This is a genomic window from Streptomyces sp. TBY4 (assembly GCF_024213195.1).
Lineage (GTDB): Bacteria > Actinomycetota > Actinomycetes > Streptomycetales > Streptomycetaceae > Streptomyces.
This window is the reverse complement of the sequence record NZ_JANAVF010000003.1, coordinates 579,854-599,611: the sequence shown is the minus strand read 5'-3', so window position 1 is coordinate 599,611 and position 19,758 is coordinate 579,854. Positions and strand designations below refer to the sequence as shown.

At 72.6% G+C, this 19,758-nt stretch carries 18 protein-coding genes; 9 read left to right on the top strand and 9 right to left on the bottom strand.

Annotated elements, in window-relative coordinates; genetic code table 11:
• Positions 1-76: 76 nt before the first annotated feature.
• Positions 77-604 (bottom strand): GNAT family N-acetyltransferase, encoded by a 528-nt coding sequence (locus NLX94_RS10725; protein WP_254382398.1) that lies wholly within the window; start codon positions 602-604, stop codon positions 77-79.
• A 205-nt stretch (positions 605-809) separates the two neighbouring features.
• Here NLX94_RS10725 and NLX94_RS10720 point away from each other — a divergent pair, with 205 nt between their 5' ends.
• The 7 genes from NLX94_RS10720 to NLX94_RS10690 all read left to right on the top strand — a co-directional run bounded on the left by NLX94_RS10720 (position 810) and on the right by NLX94_RS10690 (position 8,115).
• The gene (locus NLX94_RS10720) at positions 810-1,802 is read left to right on the top strand and encodes an alpha/beta hydrolase (RefSeq protein WP_254382397.1); all 993 of its coding nucleotides are present in this window, start codon (positions 810-812) and stop codon (positions 1,800-1,802) included.
• Positions 1,789-3,096, top strand: coding sequence for an acyltransferase (locus NLX94_RS10715; RefSeq protein ID WP_254382396.1), 1,308 nt, complete (start codon positions 1,789-1,791; stop codon positions 3,094-3,096). Before NLX94_RS10720 ends, NLX94_RS10715 begins: the two co-directional genes overlap by 14 nt.
• A 10-nt stretch (positions 3,097-3,106) precedes the next feature.
• The gene (locus NLX94_RS10710) at positions 3,107-4,486 is read left to right on the top strand and encodes a sensor histidine kinase (RefSeq protein ID WP_254382395.1); all 1,380 of its coding nucleotides are present in this window, start codon (positions 3,107-3,109) and stop codon (positions 4,484-4,486) included.
• The gene (locus NLX94_RS10705) at positions 4,483-5,157 is read left to right on the top strand and encodes a response regulator transcription factor (RefSeq protein ID WP_254382394.1); all 675 of its coding nucleotides are present in this window, start codon (positions 4,483-4,485) and stop codon (positions 5,155-5,157) included. The genes NLX94_RS10710 and NLX94_RS10705 overlap by 4 nt, the downstream gene beginning before the upstream one ends.
• Positions 5,158-5,246: 89 nt before the next feature.
• Positions 5,247-6,572, top strand: a complete 1,326-nt coding sequence (locus NLX94_RS10700) for a sensor histidine kinase (RefSeq protein ID WP_254382393.1) — start codon at positions 5,247-5,249, stop codon at positions 6,570-6,572.
• Positions 6,569-7,231 (top strand): response regulator transcription factor, encoded by a 663-nt coding sequence (locus NLX94_RS10695; protein ID WP_254382392.1) that lies wholly within the window; start codon positions 6,569-6,571, stop codon positions 7,229-7,231. Before NLX94_RS10700 ends, NLX94_RS10695 begins: the two co-directional genes overlap by 4 nt.
• Positions 7,232-7,416: 185 nt before the next feature.
• Positions 7,417-8,115, top strand: coding sequence for an alpha/beta hydrolase (locus NLX94_RS10690; RefSeq protein ID WP_254382391.1), 699 nt, complete (start codon positions 7,417-7,419; stop codon positions 8,113-8,115).
• Here the strand turns inward: NLX94_RS10690 and NLX94_RS10685 are convergent.
• Together NLX94_RS10685 and NLX94_RS10680 are read right to left on the bottom strand one after the other, a co-directional pair.
• Complete coding sequence (locus tag NLX94_RS10685) at positions 8,090-8,656, bottom strand: hypothetical protein (protein WP_254382390.1); 567 nt, start codon at positions 8,654-8,656, stop codon at positions 8,090-8,092. The genes NLX94_RS10690 and NLX94_RS10685 overlap by 26 nt on opposite strands.
• 21 nt (positions 8,657-8,677) lie before the next feature.
• Positions 8,678-9,607: a diacylglycerol kinase gene (locus NLX94_RS10680; protein WP_254382425.1), complete on the bottom strand. Its 930-nt coding sequence runs from the start codon at positions 9,605-9,607 to the stop codon at positions 8,678-8,680.
• A 184-nt stretch (positions 9,608-9,791) separates the two neighbouring features.
• Here NLX94_RS10680 and NLX94_RS10675 point away from each other — a divergent pair, with 184 nt between their 5' ends.
• Positions 9,792-11,075: an adenylosuccinate synthase gene (locus NLX94_RS10675; RefSeq protein ID WP_243330671.1), complete on the top strand. Its 1,284-nt coding sequence runs from the start codon at positions 9,792-9,794 to the stop codon at positions 11,073-11,075.
• 165 nt (positions 11,076-11,240) lie between these two features.
• Complete coding sequence (locus NLX94_RS10670) at positions 11,241-11,750, top strand: carboxymuconolactone decarboxylase family protein (RefSeq protein ID WP_254382389.1); 510 nt, start codon at positions 11,241-11,243, stop codon at positions 11,748-11,750.
• A 39-nt stretch (positions 11,751-11,789) separates the two neighbouring features.
• Here NLX94_RS10670 and NLX94_RS10665 read toward each other — a convergent pair whose 3' ends face one another.
• From NLX94_RS10665 to NLX94_RS10640, 6 genes are all read right to left on the bottom strand, one after another.
• On the bottom strand, positions 11,790-12,605 hold the full coding sequence (locus NLX94_RS10665) for an alpha/beta fold hydrolase (RefSeq protein WP_254382388.1): 816 nt from the start codon (positions 12,603-12,605) through the stop codon (positions 11,790-11,792).
• A 66-nt stretch (positions 12,606-12,671) separates the two neighbouring features.
• Positions 12,672-13,568 carry an alpha/beta hydrolase gene (locus NLX94_RS10660; protein WP_254382387.1) on the bottom strand — a complete coding sequence of 299 codons (897 nt, stop codon included), beginning with the start codon at positions 13,566-13,568 and terminating at the stop codon, positions 12,672-12,674.
• A gap of 170 nt (positions 13,569-13,738) precedes the next feature.
• Complete coding sequence (gene kynU / locus NLX94_RS10655) at positions 13,739-14,950, bottom strand: kynureninase (protein ID WP_254382386.1); 1,212 nt, start codon at positions 14,948-14,950, stop codon at positions 13,739-13,741.
• Entirely contained in the window at positions 14,943-15,791 is an 849-nt protein-coding gene (locus tag NLX94_RS10650; protein WP_254382385.1) for a tryptophan 2,3-dioxygenase family protein, read from the bottom strand. The genes kynU and NLX94_RS10650 overlap by 8 nt, the downstream gene beginning before the upstream one ends.
• A 184-nt stretch (positions 15,792-15,975) precedes the next feature.
• The gene (locus NLX94_RS10645; RefSeq protein ID WP_254382384.1) at positions 15,976-16,389 is read right to left on the bottom strand and encodes a DUF3151 domain-containing protein; all 414 of its coding nucleotides are present in this window, start codon (positions 16,387-16,389) and stop codon (positions 15,976-15,978) included.
• Positions 16,390-16,490: 101 nt separating this feature from the next.
• Positions 16,491-19,577, bottom strand: a complete 3,087-nt coding sequence (locus tag NLX94_RS10640) for a hypothetical protein (RefSeq protein WP_254382383.1) — start codon at positions 19,575-19,577, stop codon at positions 16,491-16,493.
• Between the last annotated feature and the right edge of the window lie 181 nt (positions 19,578-19,758).

Genomic DNA, 19,758 nt, shown 5'->3' with positions numbered 1-19,758 from the left:
GTACTCGGTTGCCCTGGCAGTGCGGCCAGGCGCGGTGCCAGAGGCCGCGGGCCCGGCAAGATCCGAAAGAGACGGCCTAGGCGGGGGTGGGGGGCGTGACGGGCATGGTGCGGGGATCAATGACCCAGTGGTTGGCCGGCAGGACGCGGTCCGCGAACGGCACATCGAGTTCGGCGACGAGCCGGAAGCCGAGCGAGCGGCAGATGCCGTTCGACGCACCGTTGCTCCGTGCCGGAAACGCGTGCACGAGTCCCCAACGCCCCTCGTCCCGCGCCTGTTCGAGCAGGGCCCGCACGGCGCGTTTGCCCAGCCCGCGCCCCTGGTGCTCCGGCAGGACCATCCATCCGATCTCCGACATGGGCCCGTCCTCGGCGTCGTGGGACCACAGGGTCACCGTTCCCGCCACCACCTCGGGCGCGGCCGGGTCGGGGACGATCATCTTGATCCAGTCCAGATCCGCGACCGCCTTGCTGACGTCCCGCCGGACCTTGTCCTCCATGCCTTCGCGCGGCAGCGGTCCACCGAGGTCGGCCATCATGACGGGATCGCACCGCATCCTGACGTAGGCGTCCATGTCGACGAGCTCGACGTTGCGCAACTGCACTGGCTGTCCCCTGTCGTGGTCGTGGTCGTGGTCGTGGCCACGGTCCAACTTATGGGCTCGGCCCCTGACTAGCCCCTGTCATACCTGAGAGCTACTTGCGAAGTGGGCTCTCCGGTGGGACGCCGACGAGGGCTCCCGATTCCTAACTTCGTGACCAGAGAAGAACGCAGCACCGCCCCTCTGGCACGAGCGAAGGAACGGATCCATGAGCCGCCGACCCACCGCACGTCCCGACGGCCGCCACCGCGGCCGCCCGCGCCGCACGCTGCTGGCCGGACTCGTCGCCGCGGCCGTGGTGTTCCCCGTTTCCGCCGCCGCCTCCCCGGACGTTCCCGCCCCGGCCCCGGCGGTCGCCGGGGAGGGCGCCTCCCTCCCCGACCGGTACGCCGTCGGGCTCTCCAACATCGCCGAGGCGGCCCGTACGGCCGACACCGCGGGCCGCGGCGGCCGCGCGGCGAAGCTCCGGGCGATGGAGGCGGGCGGCGATGCCCGGTTCCTCACCTTCGACGGGCGCGGCAAGGGCCGGGCCATAGAGGTGCTGGGCGATCTGCAGACCGCCGACCGGGTCGCGGTGCTGGTCCCCGGGTCCGACACGACCCTGGACACCTACCAGAGGTTCCGCGCCGGAGCCCTCGCCCTCCAGCAGCGCCTCCAGGCGGAGCACCCCCGCTCCGCCGTGGTCGCCTGGCTCGGGTACGACACCCCCGGCACGGTCAGCCCGGCCGTCCTGACCGCCGGCCGCGCCGACGAGGCCGCCGCCGAACTCGGCGCCTTCCTCCCCCGGTTGGCCCGGCTGGCCGCCCCGCAGGCGCACCTCTCGCTGCTCTGCCACTCCTACGGGTCCGTCGTCTGCGCCCGTACCGCGGCCGGCCCCGAGGTCACCGACCTCGCACTGTTCGGCAGTCCGGGCACAGGGGCCGGTTCCGCCGCGCAGCTGCCGACACGGGCCCGGGTCTGGGCCGGCCGGGGCGCCGCCGACTGGATCTCCGGTGTCCCGCACCTCCGCGTCCTCGGGGTGGGCTTCGGCACCGATCCCGTGGACCCCGCCTTCGGAGCCCGGCCCTTCACGGCCGGCGCCGGCGGCCACAGCGACTACCTCAAGCCGGGCACCGAGTCCCTGAACAGCCTGGCGGGGATCGTGCTCGGCACCGCCCCGTCCGCCCCTGCCGCTCCGGAGGTCCCCCATGCGCGTGCGTGAACCGCTTGCCCGCTGGTCCGCTCTCGCGGACCGCATCGACGCCGGTACGCCCGCCGCCCGGGACCGGGCCGTGGACGCGCTCCGGGCCTTCGCCATCCTCGGCGTGGTGCTGGGCCACTGGCTGGTCACCGCGCTCACCAGTGCCGACGGCGGCCTCAGCACCACCAGCCCGCTGGCCCTCATGAGCGGACTGGCCCCGCTCTCCTGGGTGTTCCAGACCCTGGCCGTCTTCTTCCTCGTCGGAGGCCACGTCGCCGCCCAGGGGTACGAGTCGGCGCGCGGCCGCGGAGTCCCGTACGGGCGGTGGGTCGGACAACGGCTCGGCCGGCTGTTCCGGCCGGTCGCCGCCGTGCTGGTGCTGTGGAGCCTCGCGTCCGCCGGCATGCTGCTCGGCGGTGTGGGCACCGACACCGTCCGGACCCTGCTCAAGCTCGTGCTGTCCCCCCTGTGGTTCCTCCTCGTCTTCGCCGCGCTCACCGCCGCGACCCCGCTCGTCAGCCGGCTGAGCCCGCTGTGGCCGCTGGCCGTGGTGGCATCGGTCGACGTCTGGCGCTTCGGGTTCGACGGGCCCGCGTGGATCGGCTGGGTCAATGTGGCCGCCGGCTGGCTCGTGCCCTACACCCTGGGCGCCGCCTGGTCCCGGGGCGCCTTCGCCCGGCGCACCCCGGCCGCCCTGCTGCTGGGCGGCGGGATCGCCGCCACGGCCGGGCTGATCCTCTGGGGCGGCTATCCCGCCTCGATGGTCGGCGTTCCCGGAGCCGCGGTCTCGAACCTGAACCCGCCGACGCTGGCCGCCGTCGCCTTCGGCCTGGCCCAGTGCGGGCTGGCGCTGCTGCTGCGCGACCGGCTCGCCCGGTGGATGAGCCGGCCGCGGGCCTGGGCGAAGGTGGCGCTGGTGAATCTGTCCGCCATGACGGTCTTCCTGTGGCACCAGACCGCGATGATGGCCGTCACCACCCTGGGACTGCTGGTCTCCGCCGATCTGCCCGGCCTGCACACCGTGCCCGACTCCCCGCAGTGGATAGCCGTCCGGCTGCTGTGGCTGCCCGTGTTCGCGGCCGCGCTGGCGGTCTGCTGGGCCGCCTTCCACACCTACGAGCAGGCGGGCGGCCGCCCGCGGGTCCGGGCCCGGCGCGGATCGTCCGGAACGCCGGCCGTCCCCTCCCGGATCGTCGCCTCCTCCGCCGCGACCCGGGGGAGCATCACCCCCGTCGTCCCCACCGCCCCAACTCCGGCCGCTGACAGCACAGTCACCGGCCCGGCGACTCCCTCCCGGGAGGCCCTCCGTGCCTAGGCTGACCGCTGTGAACGAGCAGAGCGAACCTCCGGTCCCCATCCCGGCACCGCATCCGGCCGTGGCCGGCGGGGCGCCGGGGGGCTCTCCCGCCGGGACCTCGGCGGTGCTGCGGAGCGTGGCCCGGGGGCTCCTGGACCTGAAGGCCGATCCCCTTCCGAGGATGTCGAAGCCGCGCTGGCTGGCCTGGCTCCCGCACGTGGTGCTCCTCTATCTGGCGGTGGCCTTCTACGTCGTCACCGCGGAGCAGCTCAGCAACCACTACGAGGTCCACGGCCCCGTCCGGCCGTGGCTGGCGGCCCTGGTCGGCGGGTCCATCGTGGTCGCGATGCGGTGGCCGATGGCCGGGTACTGGACCGGGCTGACCGCGGCGGGGCTGATCGCCTGGCAGATCCACGGCCATGTCGGCCAGGGGCAGAGCTGGCCGTGGATGCCCGCCGGACTGTTCGCCTTCGCCCCGGTGCTGCTGCTGGTCTCCCTGCGGGTGCCGCCCCGGGTGACCGCCGGCGCGGTCGCCGTTGCCGTCGCCTGCACCGGGCTGGCGGAGGCCCTCTTCCGGCCCGAGCAGAGCGGTACCGGCACCCCCGGGGCCGCCCTCCTGTTCTCCTTCACCGGCCTCCTCGGCTACGCCCTGCGCGCGACCCGGCTGACCCGCACGCAGCTCGTCGAGCAGGAGACCCTCACCGAGGAGGAGCGTGCCCGGCGCACCCTGCTGGAGGAGCGCAGCCGGATCGCCCGTGAGCTGCACGATGTCGTCGCGCACCACATGTCGGTGATCTCCATCCAGGCGCAGGTGGCCCCCTACCTCGTGGAGAACCCGTCGGAGGAGCTCAAGGAGAACCTGGCCGGGATCCGCGCGAATGCCGTGGAGGCCCTGACGGAGCTGCGCCGCGTCCTGGGGGTGCTGCGTTCCGAGCTCCCCGGCGAGGAGGCCGTCCCGCACCATCCGCAGCCCACCCTGGCCGAGTTGGACGGCCTCGTGGACAACGTGCGGGGGGCCGGGCTGGAGGTCACCGTCGAGGTCGCGGGCATCCGCCGGCCGCTGTCGCCCGGGGTGGAGCTGACGGCGTACCGGATCGTGCAGGAGGCGCTGAGCAACTGTCTGCGGCACGCGCCCGGCTCCCGCGTGGAGGTCGGCATCGCCTACGGGCCCCGCGATGTGCACCTGTGCGTGGCCAACAGCGCTCCCACCCGGCCGGCCCCGCCTTCCGCGGGCGCGGGGCACGGGCTGCTGGGGATGCGGGAGCGAGCGGGCATGCTGGGGGGCGAGCTGGCCGCCGGCCACCGCCCCGACGGGGGGTACGAGGTGAGCGCCGTGCTCCCGATGGACCCCGTGTCTCCGGGCGGCGCGCCCTCACCCGGCCCCGAGACCAGGAAGCAGGACCGATGACCGCTGCCCCGATCAGGGTGATGATCGCCGACGACCAGATGATGGTCCGCCAGGGCTTCACCGTGCTCCTCGACGCCCAGCCCGACATCGAGGTCGTCGGCCAGGCCGTCGACGGCGCCGAGGCCGTGGCCAAGGTCGCCGAACTGGCCCCGGACGTGGTCCTGATGGACATCCGGATGCCCGGGATGGGCGGCATCGAGGCCACCTCCCTCATCACCGCCGCCCCGGGCTCCACGGTGAAGGTGCTGGTGCTGACCACCTTCGACCTCGACGAGTACGTCTACGAGGCGCTGCGCGCCGGCGCCTCGGGCTTCCTCCTCAAGGACGCCTCCGCCGACCAGCTGGCGGAGGCGGTCCGGGTGATCGCGGCCGGGGAGGCGCTCCTCGCGCCGAACATCACGAAGCGGCTGATCACCGAGTTCTCCCGGCTGGGGGCTCCGAGGGCGCCGTCGAAGGCGCGGATCGACGAGCTGACGGAGCGGGAGACGGAGGTCCTCTCCCTGGTAGCCCAGGGCATGTCGAACGCGGAGATCGCCGGGCACCTGATCCTGGCCGAGCAGACGGTCAAGACGCACGTGGGACGCATCCTGGTGAAGCTGGGTCTGCGGGACCGCACGCAGGCGGCGGTGTTCGCGTACGAGACGGGTCTGATCCGTCCGACGGGCTACTGAGGCGGCCCGGGTAGTACTTGAGGGGGACCCAGGGAAATCCCCTTCAGCGGCGACGCGGGCCAGGCCGGGGCCCGCCTACCGTGGAAACCATGACCGAGACCACTTCCGGGGCGACCCCCCGGACACCTGAGATCCGACTGGCTTCGGGCTTCGTCCAGAGCCTGCGCGAGGCCCTGATCACCGACGCGTTCGCCTACCGGCCGCTGCCCCCGATGCGCACGGACGGGGCGCTGATCCGGCGGCTCCCGCAGCGGATACGGACGGAGGCCGCGCACCTGCCGCACGCGGCCGTATGCCTGACCGGGTTCTTCGTCGTGGTCTTCACCTCGATCACCACCGGTCTGCCCCAGGCCGCTTCCCTGGTGATGGGGCTGCTCGCGGCCACCCCGGTCGTGATGACCCTGGTGCGGCCGCTGGGGGCGTTCTGGGCCGCCGTGGCGGTCACCCTGGTCTTCTCGGTGGTCAGCGGCTCCGATCCCAATTGGCCCTGGATCCCCGCCACGTTCTTCTCGTACCTCGCGACGGTGACCCTGGTGGGGATGCGGACCAGTCCCCGGACGGCCGGCTGGATGTGGGTGGTCACGCTGGCGATCGGCATCGGGACGTCCGTCGTGCTCGGCCACGGCCAGAACATCAACGTCGGGCCGATGGCCTTCGCCTCGGCGCTCGCCCTGCTGGCGGTGAGCATCCGCAACATCCGCAAGCAGGCGGAACAGGAGGTGACCGCGCAGCAGGTGGTCACCGCCGTCGAGCGGGACCGGCGGACCCTGCTGGAGGAGCGGACCACGATCGCGCGGGAGCTCCACGACGTGGTCGCCCACCACATGTCGGTGGTGGCCATCCAGGCGGAGGCCGCGCCCTACCGGGTGAAGAATCCGCCGCCGGAGCTGGAGGCCGCCTTCGTCACCATCCGGGAGAACGCGGTGGCGGCCCTGACCGAGCTGCGCCGGGTGCTGGGCGTCGTCCGCTCCGAGGACTACGAGGCGCCGGACGCCCCGCAGCCGACGCTGGCCTCGCTGGACGGGCTGCTGGCCAATGTCCGGGAGGCGGGGCTGAGCGTGGAGAAGACCGTGACGGGCGCGGTGCGCGAACTGCCGCCGGGAGTGGAGCTGTCGGCCTACCGGATCATCCAGGAGGCCCTGAGCAACACCCTGCGCCACGCGCCGGGCGCGGCCGCCGGGGTCGAGGTCTCGTACGTCCTGGGCGGGCTGGGGCTGCGCATCGTCAATGAGGCCGCCACCGGGGACGTGCGGCCCTCGCCGGGGGCCGGGCAGGGGGTCACCGGGATGCGCGAGCGGGTGGCCATGCTGGAGGGGGAGATGACGGCCGGGGAGCGGGCCGCCGGGGGGTACGAGGTGGCGGTGTTCATACCGGTGCCCAGCAGCCGCCCGGAGCCCGCGAAGGATCCGGCATGACGATCAGAGTGCTCATCGTCGACGACCAGATGATGGTCCGTGAGGGGTTCTCCGTCCTGCTGAACGCGATGGACGGCATCGAAGTGGTCGGGGAGGCGGTGAACGGGCGGGAGGCCGTCGCCCAAGTGGCCGCGCTGGAGCCGGACGTGGTGCTGATGGACATCCGGATGCCGGAGATGAACGGGCTGGAGGCGACCCGGGAGATCGTGGCCGCCGACACGGACGCGAAGGTGCTGGTCCTGACGACCTTCGACCTCGACGAGTACGTGTACCAGGCGCTGCGGGCGGGCGCGTCCGGGTTCCTCCTCAAGGACGCCTCCGCCCGGCAACTGGCCGACGGGGTGCGGGTGGTGGCCGCCGGGGAGGCGCTGCTGGCGCCTTCCGTGACCAAGCGGCTGATCACGGAGTTCTCGAAGCTGTCGGAGACCCGGACGACGCAGACGGGCTCCGCGGGAGTGTCGGAGCTGACCGAGCGGGAGACGGAGGTGCTGGTGCTGATCGCCCAGGGGCTGTCCAACGCGGAGATAGCGGATCGGCTGATCATCGCCGAGTCCACCATCAAGACCCATGTGAGCCGGATCCTGGTGAAGCTGGGGCTGCGGGACCGGACACAGGCGGCGGTGTTCGCCTACGAGACCCGGCTGGTGACCCCCGCTTAGGCCGTTCCGAAAAATTGTCCACAGCTGTGGACAACTTTTCGGACGGGAGTGGATCAAGGAAAGGCTGCGGTGGGTGCGGTGGCTCCGTGGCGCGTGGCGGGCGGCGGACCGGCCGCCTAGCGTGGCCCGGGGGGCCTCCGGCCCGGCACCGGGCGGGGGAACACCGGACTCAGGAGCAGAACCCCATGGCCGACAGCCCTGCCCGCACCCCCGCCATCGTCCTCGTCCACGGCTTCTGGGGCGGCGCCGCCCACTGGGCCAAGGTCATCGGCGAGCTCCACCGCCGCGGGTACACCGATCTGCACGCCGTTGAGAACCCGCTGACCTCCCTCGCCGACGACGCCGAACGGACCCGCAAGATGGTCCGGCAGATCGACGGACCGGTGGTCCTCGTCGGCCACTCGTACGGCGGAGCCGTCATCACCGAAGCCGGGGACCTGCCCAATGTCACCGGTCTGGTCTACGTCGCCGCCTTCGCCCCCGACGCGGGCGAGAGCCCCGGCGGGATCACGCAGGAGAACCCGCCGGCCGCCTTCGCGAACATCGCGCCCGACTCCGACGGCTACCTGTGGGTCATGCCGGACAAGTTCCACGAGAGCTTCGCCCAGGACCTCACCCCGGAAGAAGCCCTGGTCATGGCCGTGACCCAGAAGGCTCCCCTCGCCTCCACCTTCGGCGACGCCGTCACCGCACCCGCCTGGCGTGCGAAGCCGTCCTGGTACCAGGTCTCCACCGCCGACCGCATGATCCATCCCGACAACGAGCGCCGCATGGCCGCCCGCATGAACCCCCGCAAGACCATCGAGCTCGACGCGAGCCACGCCTCGCTCGCCTCCGTGCCCGGCCCGGTCTGCGACCTCATCGAGGCGGCCGCCTCCGCCTGAGCGGGCCCCGCGGCCACGGCCTGCGCACCCGGCCCAGTTCCCGGGCGCCCGGCGCCCACACCACGGCCCCCGGCCCCGGGTCCCCTGCCAGCCACACCACGCGCTCCGGCGGCCCGGGCACCAGCACCCGCCGCCCGAGGGGCCCCAGGGTCAGCAGCCGTCCGCCGCCGTCGCCGCCCAGGGCGACCAGCGGCGGCAGCCCGGGGCCGCGCACCACCTCGACCTCGTACGGGGTCCAGCGCAGCCCCGGGTCCCTCAGCAGGCCCCGCACGCGCTGGACCACGTACAGCTCCCGGAGCGCGACGAGCACCGGCAGGCACAGCGCCGCCAGGAGCACCCCCCGCAGCGGCGCGGGCCGGGTGACCAGCGCCCCGATCAGCGCGGGCCAGCACAGCACCGGCAGCAGGAGGATCAGCAGCGCGTCCTGCCGCCAGTCGCTGAGCGCGCCCCGGACGGCCGCCGCACCGGGCGGTCCGGGCTCCTGAACCCCTTCCGGAGCCGGACCCCCGCCCGGGGCCCCGGCCCGCTCGGCCCCTGCCATCGGACCCGCCCCTCCCCCTCGTCAGCGTTGCAGCGGCAGTGTCAGCCCCCAGGCGCCCGGGTGCAAGGTCCACGTACGGCGCCGGACCGGGCCGCTGATGCCCACGTCCGACCGGTAGCGGAAATCCTCCCCGGACACGGTCACCGCCGACGCCCGCACCCGCACCACCCGGCCGGAGCCGGAGTCGGGCCCGGAGTCGGGCCCGGATCCCGGCCCGGGGCCCGGGGCCGCTGCCGCGGCCGCCCTCGTCCGGACCAGCACGTCCGCCAGCCCGTCGCCCTCCCGGGCCGACACGGCCACGTCGTCCACCATCCCGTCCACGTCCGCCAGGACCACCCCGTCGGCCTCCACCCGCAGCCGGTGGCCCCCACCGGATCCGCCGCCGGCCGCAGCCCCGGCCGGCGGGCGGCCGAACGTACGGACCAGGGAGCGGTACGCGTTCCACACCGACGGCCCGGCCGGCCGCGGCACGCCCCCGGACCGGGCCCCGCCCGGGCCCGCCACGGGCGGCGGCGGAATGCCGATCCCGCCCAGCACCACGCCGTCGCTGTCGTCGACCAGCAGGTCCCGCATGCCGACGGCCCCGTCCAGGACCGCCCGCGCGGCCGACACGGCCGACAGCGGCACGCCGAGCTGCAGCGCCAGTACCAGCGAGCCCGCCGGCCCCACCGGAATCAGCGAAACGGCCCCTTCGGACAGCGCCCGCTCACGGTGCAGGAGCCCGACGGCCCGGACGAGTGCGCGGTCGTCGCCCACGATCACCGGCCGGCGATGACCCCGGCGGGCGAGGGCCCGCGCAAACTCCTCCCGCGAGTCCGGGAGGCAGATTTTCGCCGCTGCTCCCGCTGACAACACATCTTTCGCGATTCGCACGGACTCGCCGTCAAGACGGCGGGCGACCGGGTCGACGAGCACGAGCAGGCCGCCTACCGGCGCGCCCGCATGGCTCATGGTGGGCTCTGGAGCCGACACCTCGGTCCTTCCTCGGGTAGCATCTTTGTGCAAGAGGCCCTTGCGCTATTGCGCCAGGGCCTTCGTCTATTCCGGGGTACCGGTCCGACGGCTCAGCCTGCGGTGTACATCGTCGTACGCCCCCTGACCTTGGACATGCCCCATCCGGAAGAGGTGTACGCCTGTGCCCGCTCTTGTGCTGCTCGGAGCTCAGTGGGGTGACGAGGGCAAGGGAAAGGCCACCGACCTGCTCGGTGGATCCGTTGACTATGTAGTGCGTTACCAGGGCGGCAACAACGCCGGCCACACGGTCGTCGTGGGCGACCAGAAGTACGCACTGCACCTCCTCCCTTCCGGCATCCTCTCCCCCGGATGCACCCCGGTCATCGGCAACGGTGTCGTCGTCGACCCGGCCGTCCTGCTCTCCGAGCTGCGCGGCCTCAACGAGCGCGGCATCGACACCTCGAAGCTGCTGCTCAGCGGCAACGCGCACCTGATCACGCCGTACAACGTCACCCTCGACAAGGTCGGCGAGCGCTTCCTCGGCAAGCGCAAGATCGGTACGACCGGCCGCGGCATCGGCCCGACCTACGCGGACAAGATCAACCGCGTCGGCATCCGCGTCCAGGACCTCTACGACGAGTCGATCCTCACCCAGAAGGTCGAAGCGGCGCTGGAGGGCAAGAACCAGCTCCTCGCGAAGCTGTACAACCGCCGCGCGATCGACCCGGCCCAGATCGTCGAAGAGATGCTCCAGTACGCGGAGCAGATCAAGCCGTACGTCGCCGACACCACCCTGATCATCAACAACGCGCTCGACGAGGACAAGGTCGTGCTCTTCGAGGGCGGCCAGGGCACGCTGCTCGACGTCGACCACGGCACGTACCCCTTCGTCACCTCTTCGAACCCGACCGCCGGTGGCGCCTGCACCGGTGCGGGTGTCGGCCCGACGAAGATCAGCCGCGTCATCGGCATCCTCAAGGCCTACACGACCCGTGTCGGCTCCGGTCCGTTCCCGACCGAGCTGTTCGACGCGGACGGCGAGGCCCTGCGCCGCATCGGCGGCGAGCGCGGTGTGACCACCGGCCGTGACCGCCGCTGCGGCTGGTTCGACGCCCCGATCGCCCGCTACGCGACCCGCGTCAACGGCCTGACGGACTTCTTCCTCACCAAGCTGGACGTGCTGACCGGCTGGGAGGAGATCCCGGTCTGCGTCGCGTACGAGATCGACGGCAAGCGCGTCGAGGAGCTCCCGTACTCGCAGTCGGACTTCCACCACGCGAAGCCGATCTACGAAAACCTCCCCGGCTGGTCCGAGGACATCACCAAGGCCAAGACCTTCGCGGACCTCCCGAAGAACGCCCAGGCGTACGTCAAGGCCCTCGAGGAGATGTCGGGCGCCCCGATCTCCGCGATCGGCGTCGGCCCCGGCCGCACCGAGACGATCGAGATCAACTCGTTCCTCTAGGCAGTCCGGGTACTCCCGGCAGTCCGTCCGAAGGGGCGGTGCGCTCCTCGCGCACCGCCCCTTCGGCGTACCCGGAAAGAAATTTCCCGCACTCTGTCACATCCGTGCGGGCCGTTTCGTCAGTGCTGTGAGACGCCAACGGGGCGGATCAGAAGGAGAGCAGCCATGATGAACACCGCCAAGACCGCGACCACGACCTCCCTCTCGCGGATGCCCGACCCCGGCGCGTTCGTTCCCGAGCTGGCCGACATCAGCGCCGCCCTCTTCCGGGCCACGGGCAACCGCTCGGTGCCGCGCACCACCATGAGCCTCGTCCACCTGCGCGCCGGGCAGATCGTCGGCAACACCTACCTGACCATCCTGAACACCGGTTTCCTCCGCAAGGCCGGGGAGACCGAGGAGCGGATCACCGCCGTCTCCTCCTGGGCCGACGCCCGCTGCTTCACCGGGGCCGAGCGGGCCGCGCTCGCGCTGGTGGAGGCGACCCTCCAGCCGGCCCCGCACGGCAGGGAGCGGGTCTCCGACGAGCTCTACGCGGAGGTGGCGGAGCACTACGACGAGAAGGCGCTCGCCACCCTCACCATCGCGATCGGGCAGATCAACTTCTTCATCGCCCTGGCCGTCATCGGCAAGCCGGCCCCGGTCACCTCGCTGGCGGACGAGCAGTGGGGCTGAGCTCTCCCGGCAGGCCCGGCCTGCCCGCCGGGAGCCGCGTCAGACCTCCCGGATGAAGCCCTTGAGCGCGGCCACGTACTCCTGCGGATGCGTGACGTGCGGGATGTGGCCCGCGCCTTCGAGCCGCTGGCGCCGGGCCCCGGGCAGGGCCGCCGCCAGGTGGTCGAGGACGGTCGACAGCCAGGCCGGGCTCTCCGTACCGCCGCTCAGCAGAACCGGTACCTCGCACCGCGCGAGCGCCGCCAGGTCAAGCGCCGCCCAGTCCGGGTCGGACTGTTCGCCGAGGAAGGTGGGGGCGTTGTGCACGAACGTCTCGCGGGTGCTCCGGGGCAGCCGGTCCCAGGTGTCCAGGCCCACGGCGACCTCCTCCACGAACAGCCGCGCACCCTGTTCGTGTTCGCCCTGCCGCAGGAGGTCGAGCACGGCTCCGATCGAGGCCCGAGCCGTGCGCATCTCCTCCAGCGCGGCCGGATCGCCGTCCACGATCGCGACGAGCGGCGGTTCGTGGACCGTGAGGGTGCGGAAGAGCTCCGGGCGGCGGGCCGCCAGCCCCAGCGCGGTGGACGCGCCGAAGGAATTGCCCGCCACGTGTGCGGGGGCCGGGCCGAGCGCCTCGATCAGATCGGCGAGGTCGTCCTCGTCCTCCCTGCGGGTGCCCGGCCCCTCCCCCGGTTCGCTCTGCCCGTGGCCGCGGCGGTCGTACGACACCACCCGGAACGAGGCACGGATGTCCGCCTCGATCGCGGGCTGCCAGGAGGTGTGGTCGTTCCAGGAACCGTGGACGAGGACGAGCGGCTCGCCCTCCCCGACGACCTCGTAGTAGAGGTTCGGGCCATCTGTGCGAAGAAACGGCATGCCCTTTCCCTACCAAGGGCCCGCCGCCGTGACCCGCGGCGCGCCGGGGCGTTCAGGCGTACGGGCTCACCACCCGAGCTGCGAGATCTCCTCCGACACCACCGCGCACGCGTCCGCCGCCGGGTCGATCAGGGGGAAGTGGCCGACCCCGTCCAGCAGGGTCAGTCCCACCATCTCCCCCGCCAGCGCGGCCGCCGCGACGTACGCCTCCGACACCGCCTCCGGGACCACGATGTCGCTCCGCCCCTGGACCACCGCCGTCGCGATGCCGGTCGGGAGCAGCGCCGCCGGGTCGGCGTACGGGCGGCGTGCGGCGAAGGCCCCCGCCCCGCCCAGGAGTTGCGCCGAGGCGCCCCCGCACACCGCGAGCTCCTCCGCCACGGTGAAGTCCGCGATCGGCGCCAGCGCCACCACTCCGCGCAGCAGCGGCGGGGAGGGCAGCCTCCAGCCGGCCGGGGCGTCCGCCGGGAGCACGTGCCGGGCCGCGGCCCACAGCGCGAGGTGGCCTCCGGCCGAGTGGCCGGTCAGCACCATGCGGCCGGGGTCGGCCTCCGGGAGGCAGCCGGCGGCCAGCTCCGGGAGGGCGTCCAGGGCGGCGGCCACGTCGTCGAAGGTCTCGGGCCAGCGGCCGGCCACCGGCCCCGCGGCGTCCTGGTGGGGCAAAGAACTCCCGCGCCGGTACTCCACATTGGCGACGGCGAAACCCTGCCGGGCCAGGAAGTCCGCGAAGGGGGTGATGTGCTGCCGGTCGTACGGGGCGCGCCAGGCCCCGCCGTGCAGGACGACGACCAGCGGCGCGGAACGCGCGGTACCCGGCTGCGCCCGGTCCCCGCGGGGGGCGTAGAAGTCGACGATCTGGTCGGGGTGTTCACCGTAGGCGGCCGTCGCGTCGGGGGCTGCGGGCGGATGGGAGAAGGCCGAGGCGGCCTCGGCGGCGTCCCGTTCGACTGCGGGGTCCGTCATCGGCTCAACCTCCGGTAACGCATGGGACAAGGGGGACTGGTGTTCCGGTGTTCCGGCAGAGCGGGACCGTATCAGGCCGGAACGGCCCCCTCCGTGGCGGGCCGGGGAGATACCGGCGCGGGCGGGGCCGTAGCCCCGCCCGCGCGGTGATGTGACGTTTCGCTACCGGTTCACCCGAAAATGTGACCCAGTGTGCGCGCCGCACGCTCCGCGTCCGCGAAGCCGACGTACAGCGGGGTGAACCCGAAGCGCAGGACGTCGGGGGCGCGGAAGTCCCCGATCACCCCGCGGGAGATGAGCTCGCGCATGACCCCGTCGGCGTTCTCCGCGCGCAGCGACACCTGGCTGGCGCGCTGCCCGTGCTCCACCGGGGTGACCAGCTCGACCTTGCCCGCCGGGACGTACGCCGCCACGCAGTCGAGGAAGAAGTCGGTCAGCGCGAGGGACTTCTCGCGGACCTCCTCGACCGCGACCCCGTCCCAGGCGTCCAGGGCGGCCTCCAGCGCGAGCATGGACAGGATGTCCGGGGTGCCGACCCGGCCCCGCGCCACGCCCTGCGCGGCCTCGAAGGAGGGGGTCATCGCGAACGGGTCCACATGGCCGTTCCACCCCGGCAGCGGGGAATCGAAGGCGGCCTGGTGGCGGGCGGCGACGTACAGGTAGGCGGGGGCGCCGGGGCCGCCGTTGAGGTACTTGTACGTGCAGCCCACCGCGAGGTCCACGGCGTGCGCGTCGAGACCGACGGGCAGCGCCCCCGCGGTGTGGCACAGGTCCCAGACCACGAGCGCCCCGGCGGCGTGCGCCGCCGCGGTGAGGGCGGGCAGGTCGTGCAGGCGGCCGGTGCGGTAGTCGGCGTGGTTGAGGAGGACCACGGCGGTGTCCGGGCCCATCGCCGCCGCGGCGGCGGCCGGGTCGACCGGGACGACCCGCAGGCCCGTCATCCGGGCGGCCGATTCCGCGATGTAGCCGTCGGTGGGGAAGGTCGCGGCGTCCACGAGCAGCTCGGTCCGGCCGGGCGCGGCCAGCCGGGCGGCGCCGACCAGGGCCTTGAAGAGGTTGACGCTGGTGGAGTCGCCGACGACCACCTGGCCGGCGGCGGCGCCGACCAGCGGGGCGATCCGGTCGCCGATCCGCTCGGGGGCGTTCCACCAGTTGGCCTCGCCCTCGGTCCAGGAGCGGATCAGGCGGGTGCCCCACTGCTCCGTGACCACGTCGGCGAGCCGGGCGGCCACCCCCGTGGGGAGCGCGCCGAGGCTGTTGCCGTCGAGGTAGACCACGCCCTCGGGGAGGGTGAAGCGGTCGCGGAGCTTGCCGAGGGGGTCGGCCGCGTCCAGGGCTTCGGCGCGGGCCGCCAGGTCGGAGCCCGGGTTCGTGTCAGACATGGCTGCGCGCCGTCCACAGCTCGGGGAAGACGTTCTTCGTCGCCCGCTTCTCCAGCCAGGTCACGCCGGCCGAGCCGCCCGTGCCCGTCTTCGCGCCCATCGCGCGCCGGGTGGCCACCAGGTGGTCGTTGCGCCAGCGCCAGACCAGCTCGGCGACGTCGGTGAGGACCTCGCCGAGGCGGTGCAGGTCCAGGTGGGCGTCCGGGGTCGCGTACAGCGCCGTCCAGACGGCCTCGACCTCGGGCGAGGGCTCGTAGCGCTGCGAGAGGTCGCGGTCGAGGACCGACTGCGGGACCGGGAGGCCGCGGCGGGCGAGGAGGCTCAGCACCTCGTCGTAGAGGCTGGGCTCGTGCAGGGCCTTCTCCAGCTCCGCGTGGACGCGCGGGGCGCCGCGGTGCGGGACCAGCATGGAGGCGGCCTTCTCGCCGAGCAGGAACTCCATCCGGCGGTACATCGCCGACTGGAAGCCGGAGCCCTCGCCGAGGGCGGCGCGGTACGCGTTGAACTGGCCCGGGGTCAGCTGGGCGAGGGGGCGCCAGGAGGCGTTGAGGGCCTCCAGCTCGCGGAGGGATCGTTTCAGCGCGTCCATGGCGACGGGCAGCTCGTCCTCGCGGAGCGCCTGCGCGGCGGTCTCCCACTCGTGGACGATGACCGTGAACCACAGCTCCATGACCTGGGTCGTGACCAGGAAGACCATCTCGCCCGGATCGTCCGAGCGGAGGTGCTGGAGGTGGGTGAGGACGTCCGCCTGGACGTAGTCCTCGTAGGGGGTCGTGCCGGCGAAGTCGAGGTTCGGGGTGTCCGAACCGCCGTCTCCGGAGGCATCAAGGGCGTGCGACATCGCTGTCTCCTCGATACGTGCTTCCGGGTAGCGGTCCGCTCCTTCCGGTGAGGTGAGTGGAGCTCCGGTCCCCTGTCCGCATCATAAGACGGTCGTGCCGCAGGGCTTCAATAGTCAGTGGCGCACGTCACTTTCCGCGACCGGGCGGGCCCCCGCGGAGCCCACCCGGTGCGGCGGCTCCGCGTCAGGCGCCGAGGACGTCCGCGGCGGTCTCCGAGGAGTCGCGCAGGAAGGTCGAGCAGCGCTCGTACTCCTCCTTCTCGTCGATCGCACCGGCCGCGCGGGCCAGGGCGTTCAGGGCGCGCAGGAAGCCCTGGTTCGGCTCGTGCTCCCACGGCACCGGGCCGTGGCCCTTCCAGCCGGCGCGGCGCAGCGCGTCCAGGCCGCGGTGGTAGCCCGTACGGGCGTAGGCGTACGACTCGACCGTGCGGCCGGCCCCGAAGGCCTCGTCGGCGAGCAGGGCCCAGGCGAGGGACGACGTCGGGTGCGCGGCGGCCACCTCGACGGCGGGGGTGCCGGCGGCGATGGCCGCGCGGCCGGGCTCGTCGGGCAGGTGGGTGGGGGCGGGGCCCCCGAGCAGGTTCTGGTGAAGAGACATGCCCACAGTCTGGGGCACCGGGGACATGCCGAAGGCGGCAGCCCCGCGGGAACGGTGCTGCCGCCTCTTGCCGGCTCAGGTCGCCTCGTGCCTGTTCATGCTCAGTACAGGGACTTGTACATGTTCCAGCCGCCACCGATGTCCACGGGGCTGCTCAGGGTGCCGTCGGACTTGCCGTCGTAACGCCACAGCCTGCCCGCCTTGTCCCTGGCCACCAGCTCACCCTGGTAGAAGTCGCCGTGCAGGTCCGACACGCCCACGATCGCCGTGTAGGTGTTCCAGCCACCCGTGCCGATCATGACGCGGGGCGCCAGCTTGCCCTTGCCCAACGCGTCGTAGCGGAACAGCTTGCCCGAGGGGTCCCGCGCGATCAGCGCACCGACTCCGCCCTTGCCCATCTTGTGACCGCCGACCAGCAGGTAGCCCTTGAAGCCGCCGGTGAGCTTCACCTTGGCCTTGAACTTCCCCTCCGTGCCGTAGCCCTCGTACAGGTACAGGTCACCGGCGGGCGTCTTGGCCAGCAGATCGGGACGCGTGTCGCCGATCATGTCGCCCGGCGAGACGATCTGGTCGTAGACGTTCCAACCACCGCCCACGACCTTGTACTTGGTCTTCGGCGTCAGCACGCCCGTGCAGCCGGGCAGGTACGCACGGAGCTCACCCGAGGGGTGCCGAACCAGGACGTCCGAGCACAGGTCCTTGTCCACGTCGCCGAACGGTACGGCGGCCGTGACGGCGTTCGCACCGGTCCAGCCGGCGCCGGAGACCGGAGCCTCGAAGGTGCCCTTGCCGGCTATCGAGCCCGGCCGGACGTCCGCCCGGCCCTCGGGCGTGAAGGCCAGCAGATCGCCGTGACGGCCCCCGGCGAGGTCACGCGCCGAGTTCTTGCGGATCCCCGTCGGCGCCTTGCCGCTGACCGAGAGCGGAGCACCCGCGCCATCGGCAGGTACGGCCGTGAGCTTCCACTCGTAGGTGCCGATGGTGACCTTCTTGCTCGTCGACGGGTCGATGCCGTCCCACTGCGCACCGATCGAGTGGCGGGCCTCCCCGCCGGTCAGCGTCTTCACCACGCGCCCGGTCAGCTTGTGGGTGAAGGTGAGCTTCCAGGACGCCGCAGGCTTCGACAGCAGCCACCGGCCGGCCCAGGGCCCGCCGGCGGTCAGGAGGTGCTCGGAAACGCGGACCCCGACCACCGAGATTGGCGCGGCCGGCACACCCGACTTCACGATCTGGATGTTCTTCCCGGCGTCGACATAGGCCAGCGACCCGCCGAAACGGTCCACGGTCCAGCCGAAGCCCGGACGCTTGTCCGCAGGACGGCCCACCGGACGGGTGGACGGAGTGCCCCGCAGCGCGGTCACGCTCAGGTTCCCGTCCTTCTCCCACGCCACGTAACCGTCCGCCAGCAGAGCAGACCCGTGCGCCGGCAGAGCGGCCACCGGAGCATTGGCGACCGTGTCGAACACGCCCGCCGCCTTCGTCCCGCACTTCCAGTACAGGTCCTTGCCGACCACCTGGATGTCCGTCAGATCGCAGTCCGCCACGTCCACGGTCCGCGACGGCGTGCCACCGGCGTTGCGGGGGATCACATTGACCACGCCGTCGGTCGTGCTCTCCACCCACAGCACCCCGTTGTCAGCCAGACCGAACGCGGGCGCGGGACGGCTGCCCGTCTGCGCGGGTAGCGACGTGTCCCCCGCGGAGTACGGAAGGGGGAGGAGCCCGATCTTCAAGCTGCCGTCCGGGTTCTTCACCCGGTAGGCGACATGGAGTCCGCGGGCCTGCACGGTGCCCTTCTGCATCCCCGCAATGGGGTACGTGTACTCCTCCGAAGGCGTCCCCGGGCCGGCCGGCGTGAGGATCGTCAAGGCCCCGTCCTCGGCCCTGAGCAGGTCGCCGGATCCACTCGCGATCCATCCGCTGTCCGTGTTCGTCCCCCCGGCCCGACGGGGGGTCCGGGGGCCCGCGGACACGGCGCCGGCACCCACGGTCAACTGCCGTTCCACCAGCTCGAAGGCGCCGCTGCTGGTGGTGGTTTCGCGCGAGCTCAGGGTGCCGTGCGCCAGTGCGAGCTGAACCGGTGCCTTCGGGACGAACGGGAAGCGCTGCAGGACTGCCGTGGTCAGCGAGCCGTCGGGCGCGGCCTGGACCGCGTAGGCCTCGGGATCCTTCTCGGTGTCCCGGAGGAGGATCAGGCGGCCGTCCGCCGTCATGTTCGGCCGGGCCGAGGACTTCCGGGCGATGACCCGCTCCGGCCCGCCCGCCAGCGGCCTGGCGATGATGTCGAAGATGCGCTCATCGGGACGCTCGGTGCGGGAGATGAAGTCGTCGCACTGCCCGTCGCACGGCGGCGGCGGGGCTACGTCCGCCCCCCGGCGGGACATGATGAGGTCCTTGCCGACCACACCCAGCACATCGGACTCACCGCCGATCTTCACGCCGCTCAGGACTGCCTGCGGCTTGTCCAGGTCCTTGGCGAGGTCCCAGTACTGCAGCTCGTCGTCTTTTGCGCCGTCCATGCCGTTGGGGTGGACCAGATAGTGGCCCTCGCCCCAGATGACCTGCTGCTGATACTCGGGCCACCCGAGTTCGGGGAACTTCGTGGGGCGTACCGTGCCGTCGGGGCCGATCAGGACGTTCCCGTCCTTCCCCGGAACCAGCAGGCCGATCGTTCCGACACGGGATCCGCCCCGCCCAATGGATTCGGCAAGCACCTCGCGAGTGGTGGGCGCGCCGTCCTTCACCTCGGTGAAGAAGACCCTGCGGTCACTGCTGCCGCCGGAGACGACCGCCTTCCCGATGTACCCGAGGACCTTGTGCCCCTCAGGGGCACTGGGCCGGACGAACTCCGCCCCCGTCTTCATGTCCCGCACGACCTGGCGGTCCGGGTAGCTGAGCACCAGCGAGTCGGACCCGTCGGCCTCCACCCCGCGGGTGGGCCGGGGCTCGATGAGCTGAGGGGCACCGCCGGCGTAGGGGTTCCAGAAGTAGTCGGACCCGCTACTGGTGACGTAGCCCGTCTCCCCGACCTTCCAGTAGCCGGCACGCGGGTCCGGTTTCACCTCGGACTTGATGGTGAGTGCGGACGGCAGCGGCGCCTCCGCCGCGAGCGCCGGAACGGCACCCAGCAGCGGGGACACCGACGCAAGAGCCGCCACGACGGCGACGGCTGCGGACAATCGCGTCACACGCGATGTCGACATAGAACTGAACAAAAGGGTCCCTCCCCCATGTGCCCTCACGGACACGACCATCGACGGGGGACGTCACACGCCACCGGAGAAAACCGGACACCGGAACAACCAGCCCCCCGCCGGTACCCGACGCACATTACCGGGCGACGGCCCGGGGACGTCGACCCGGTTACCG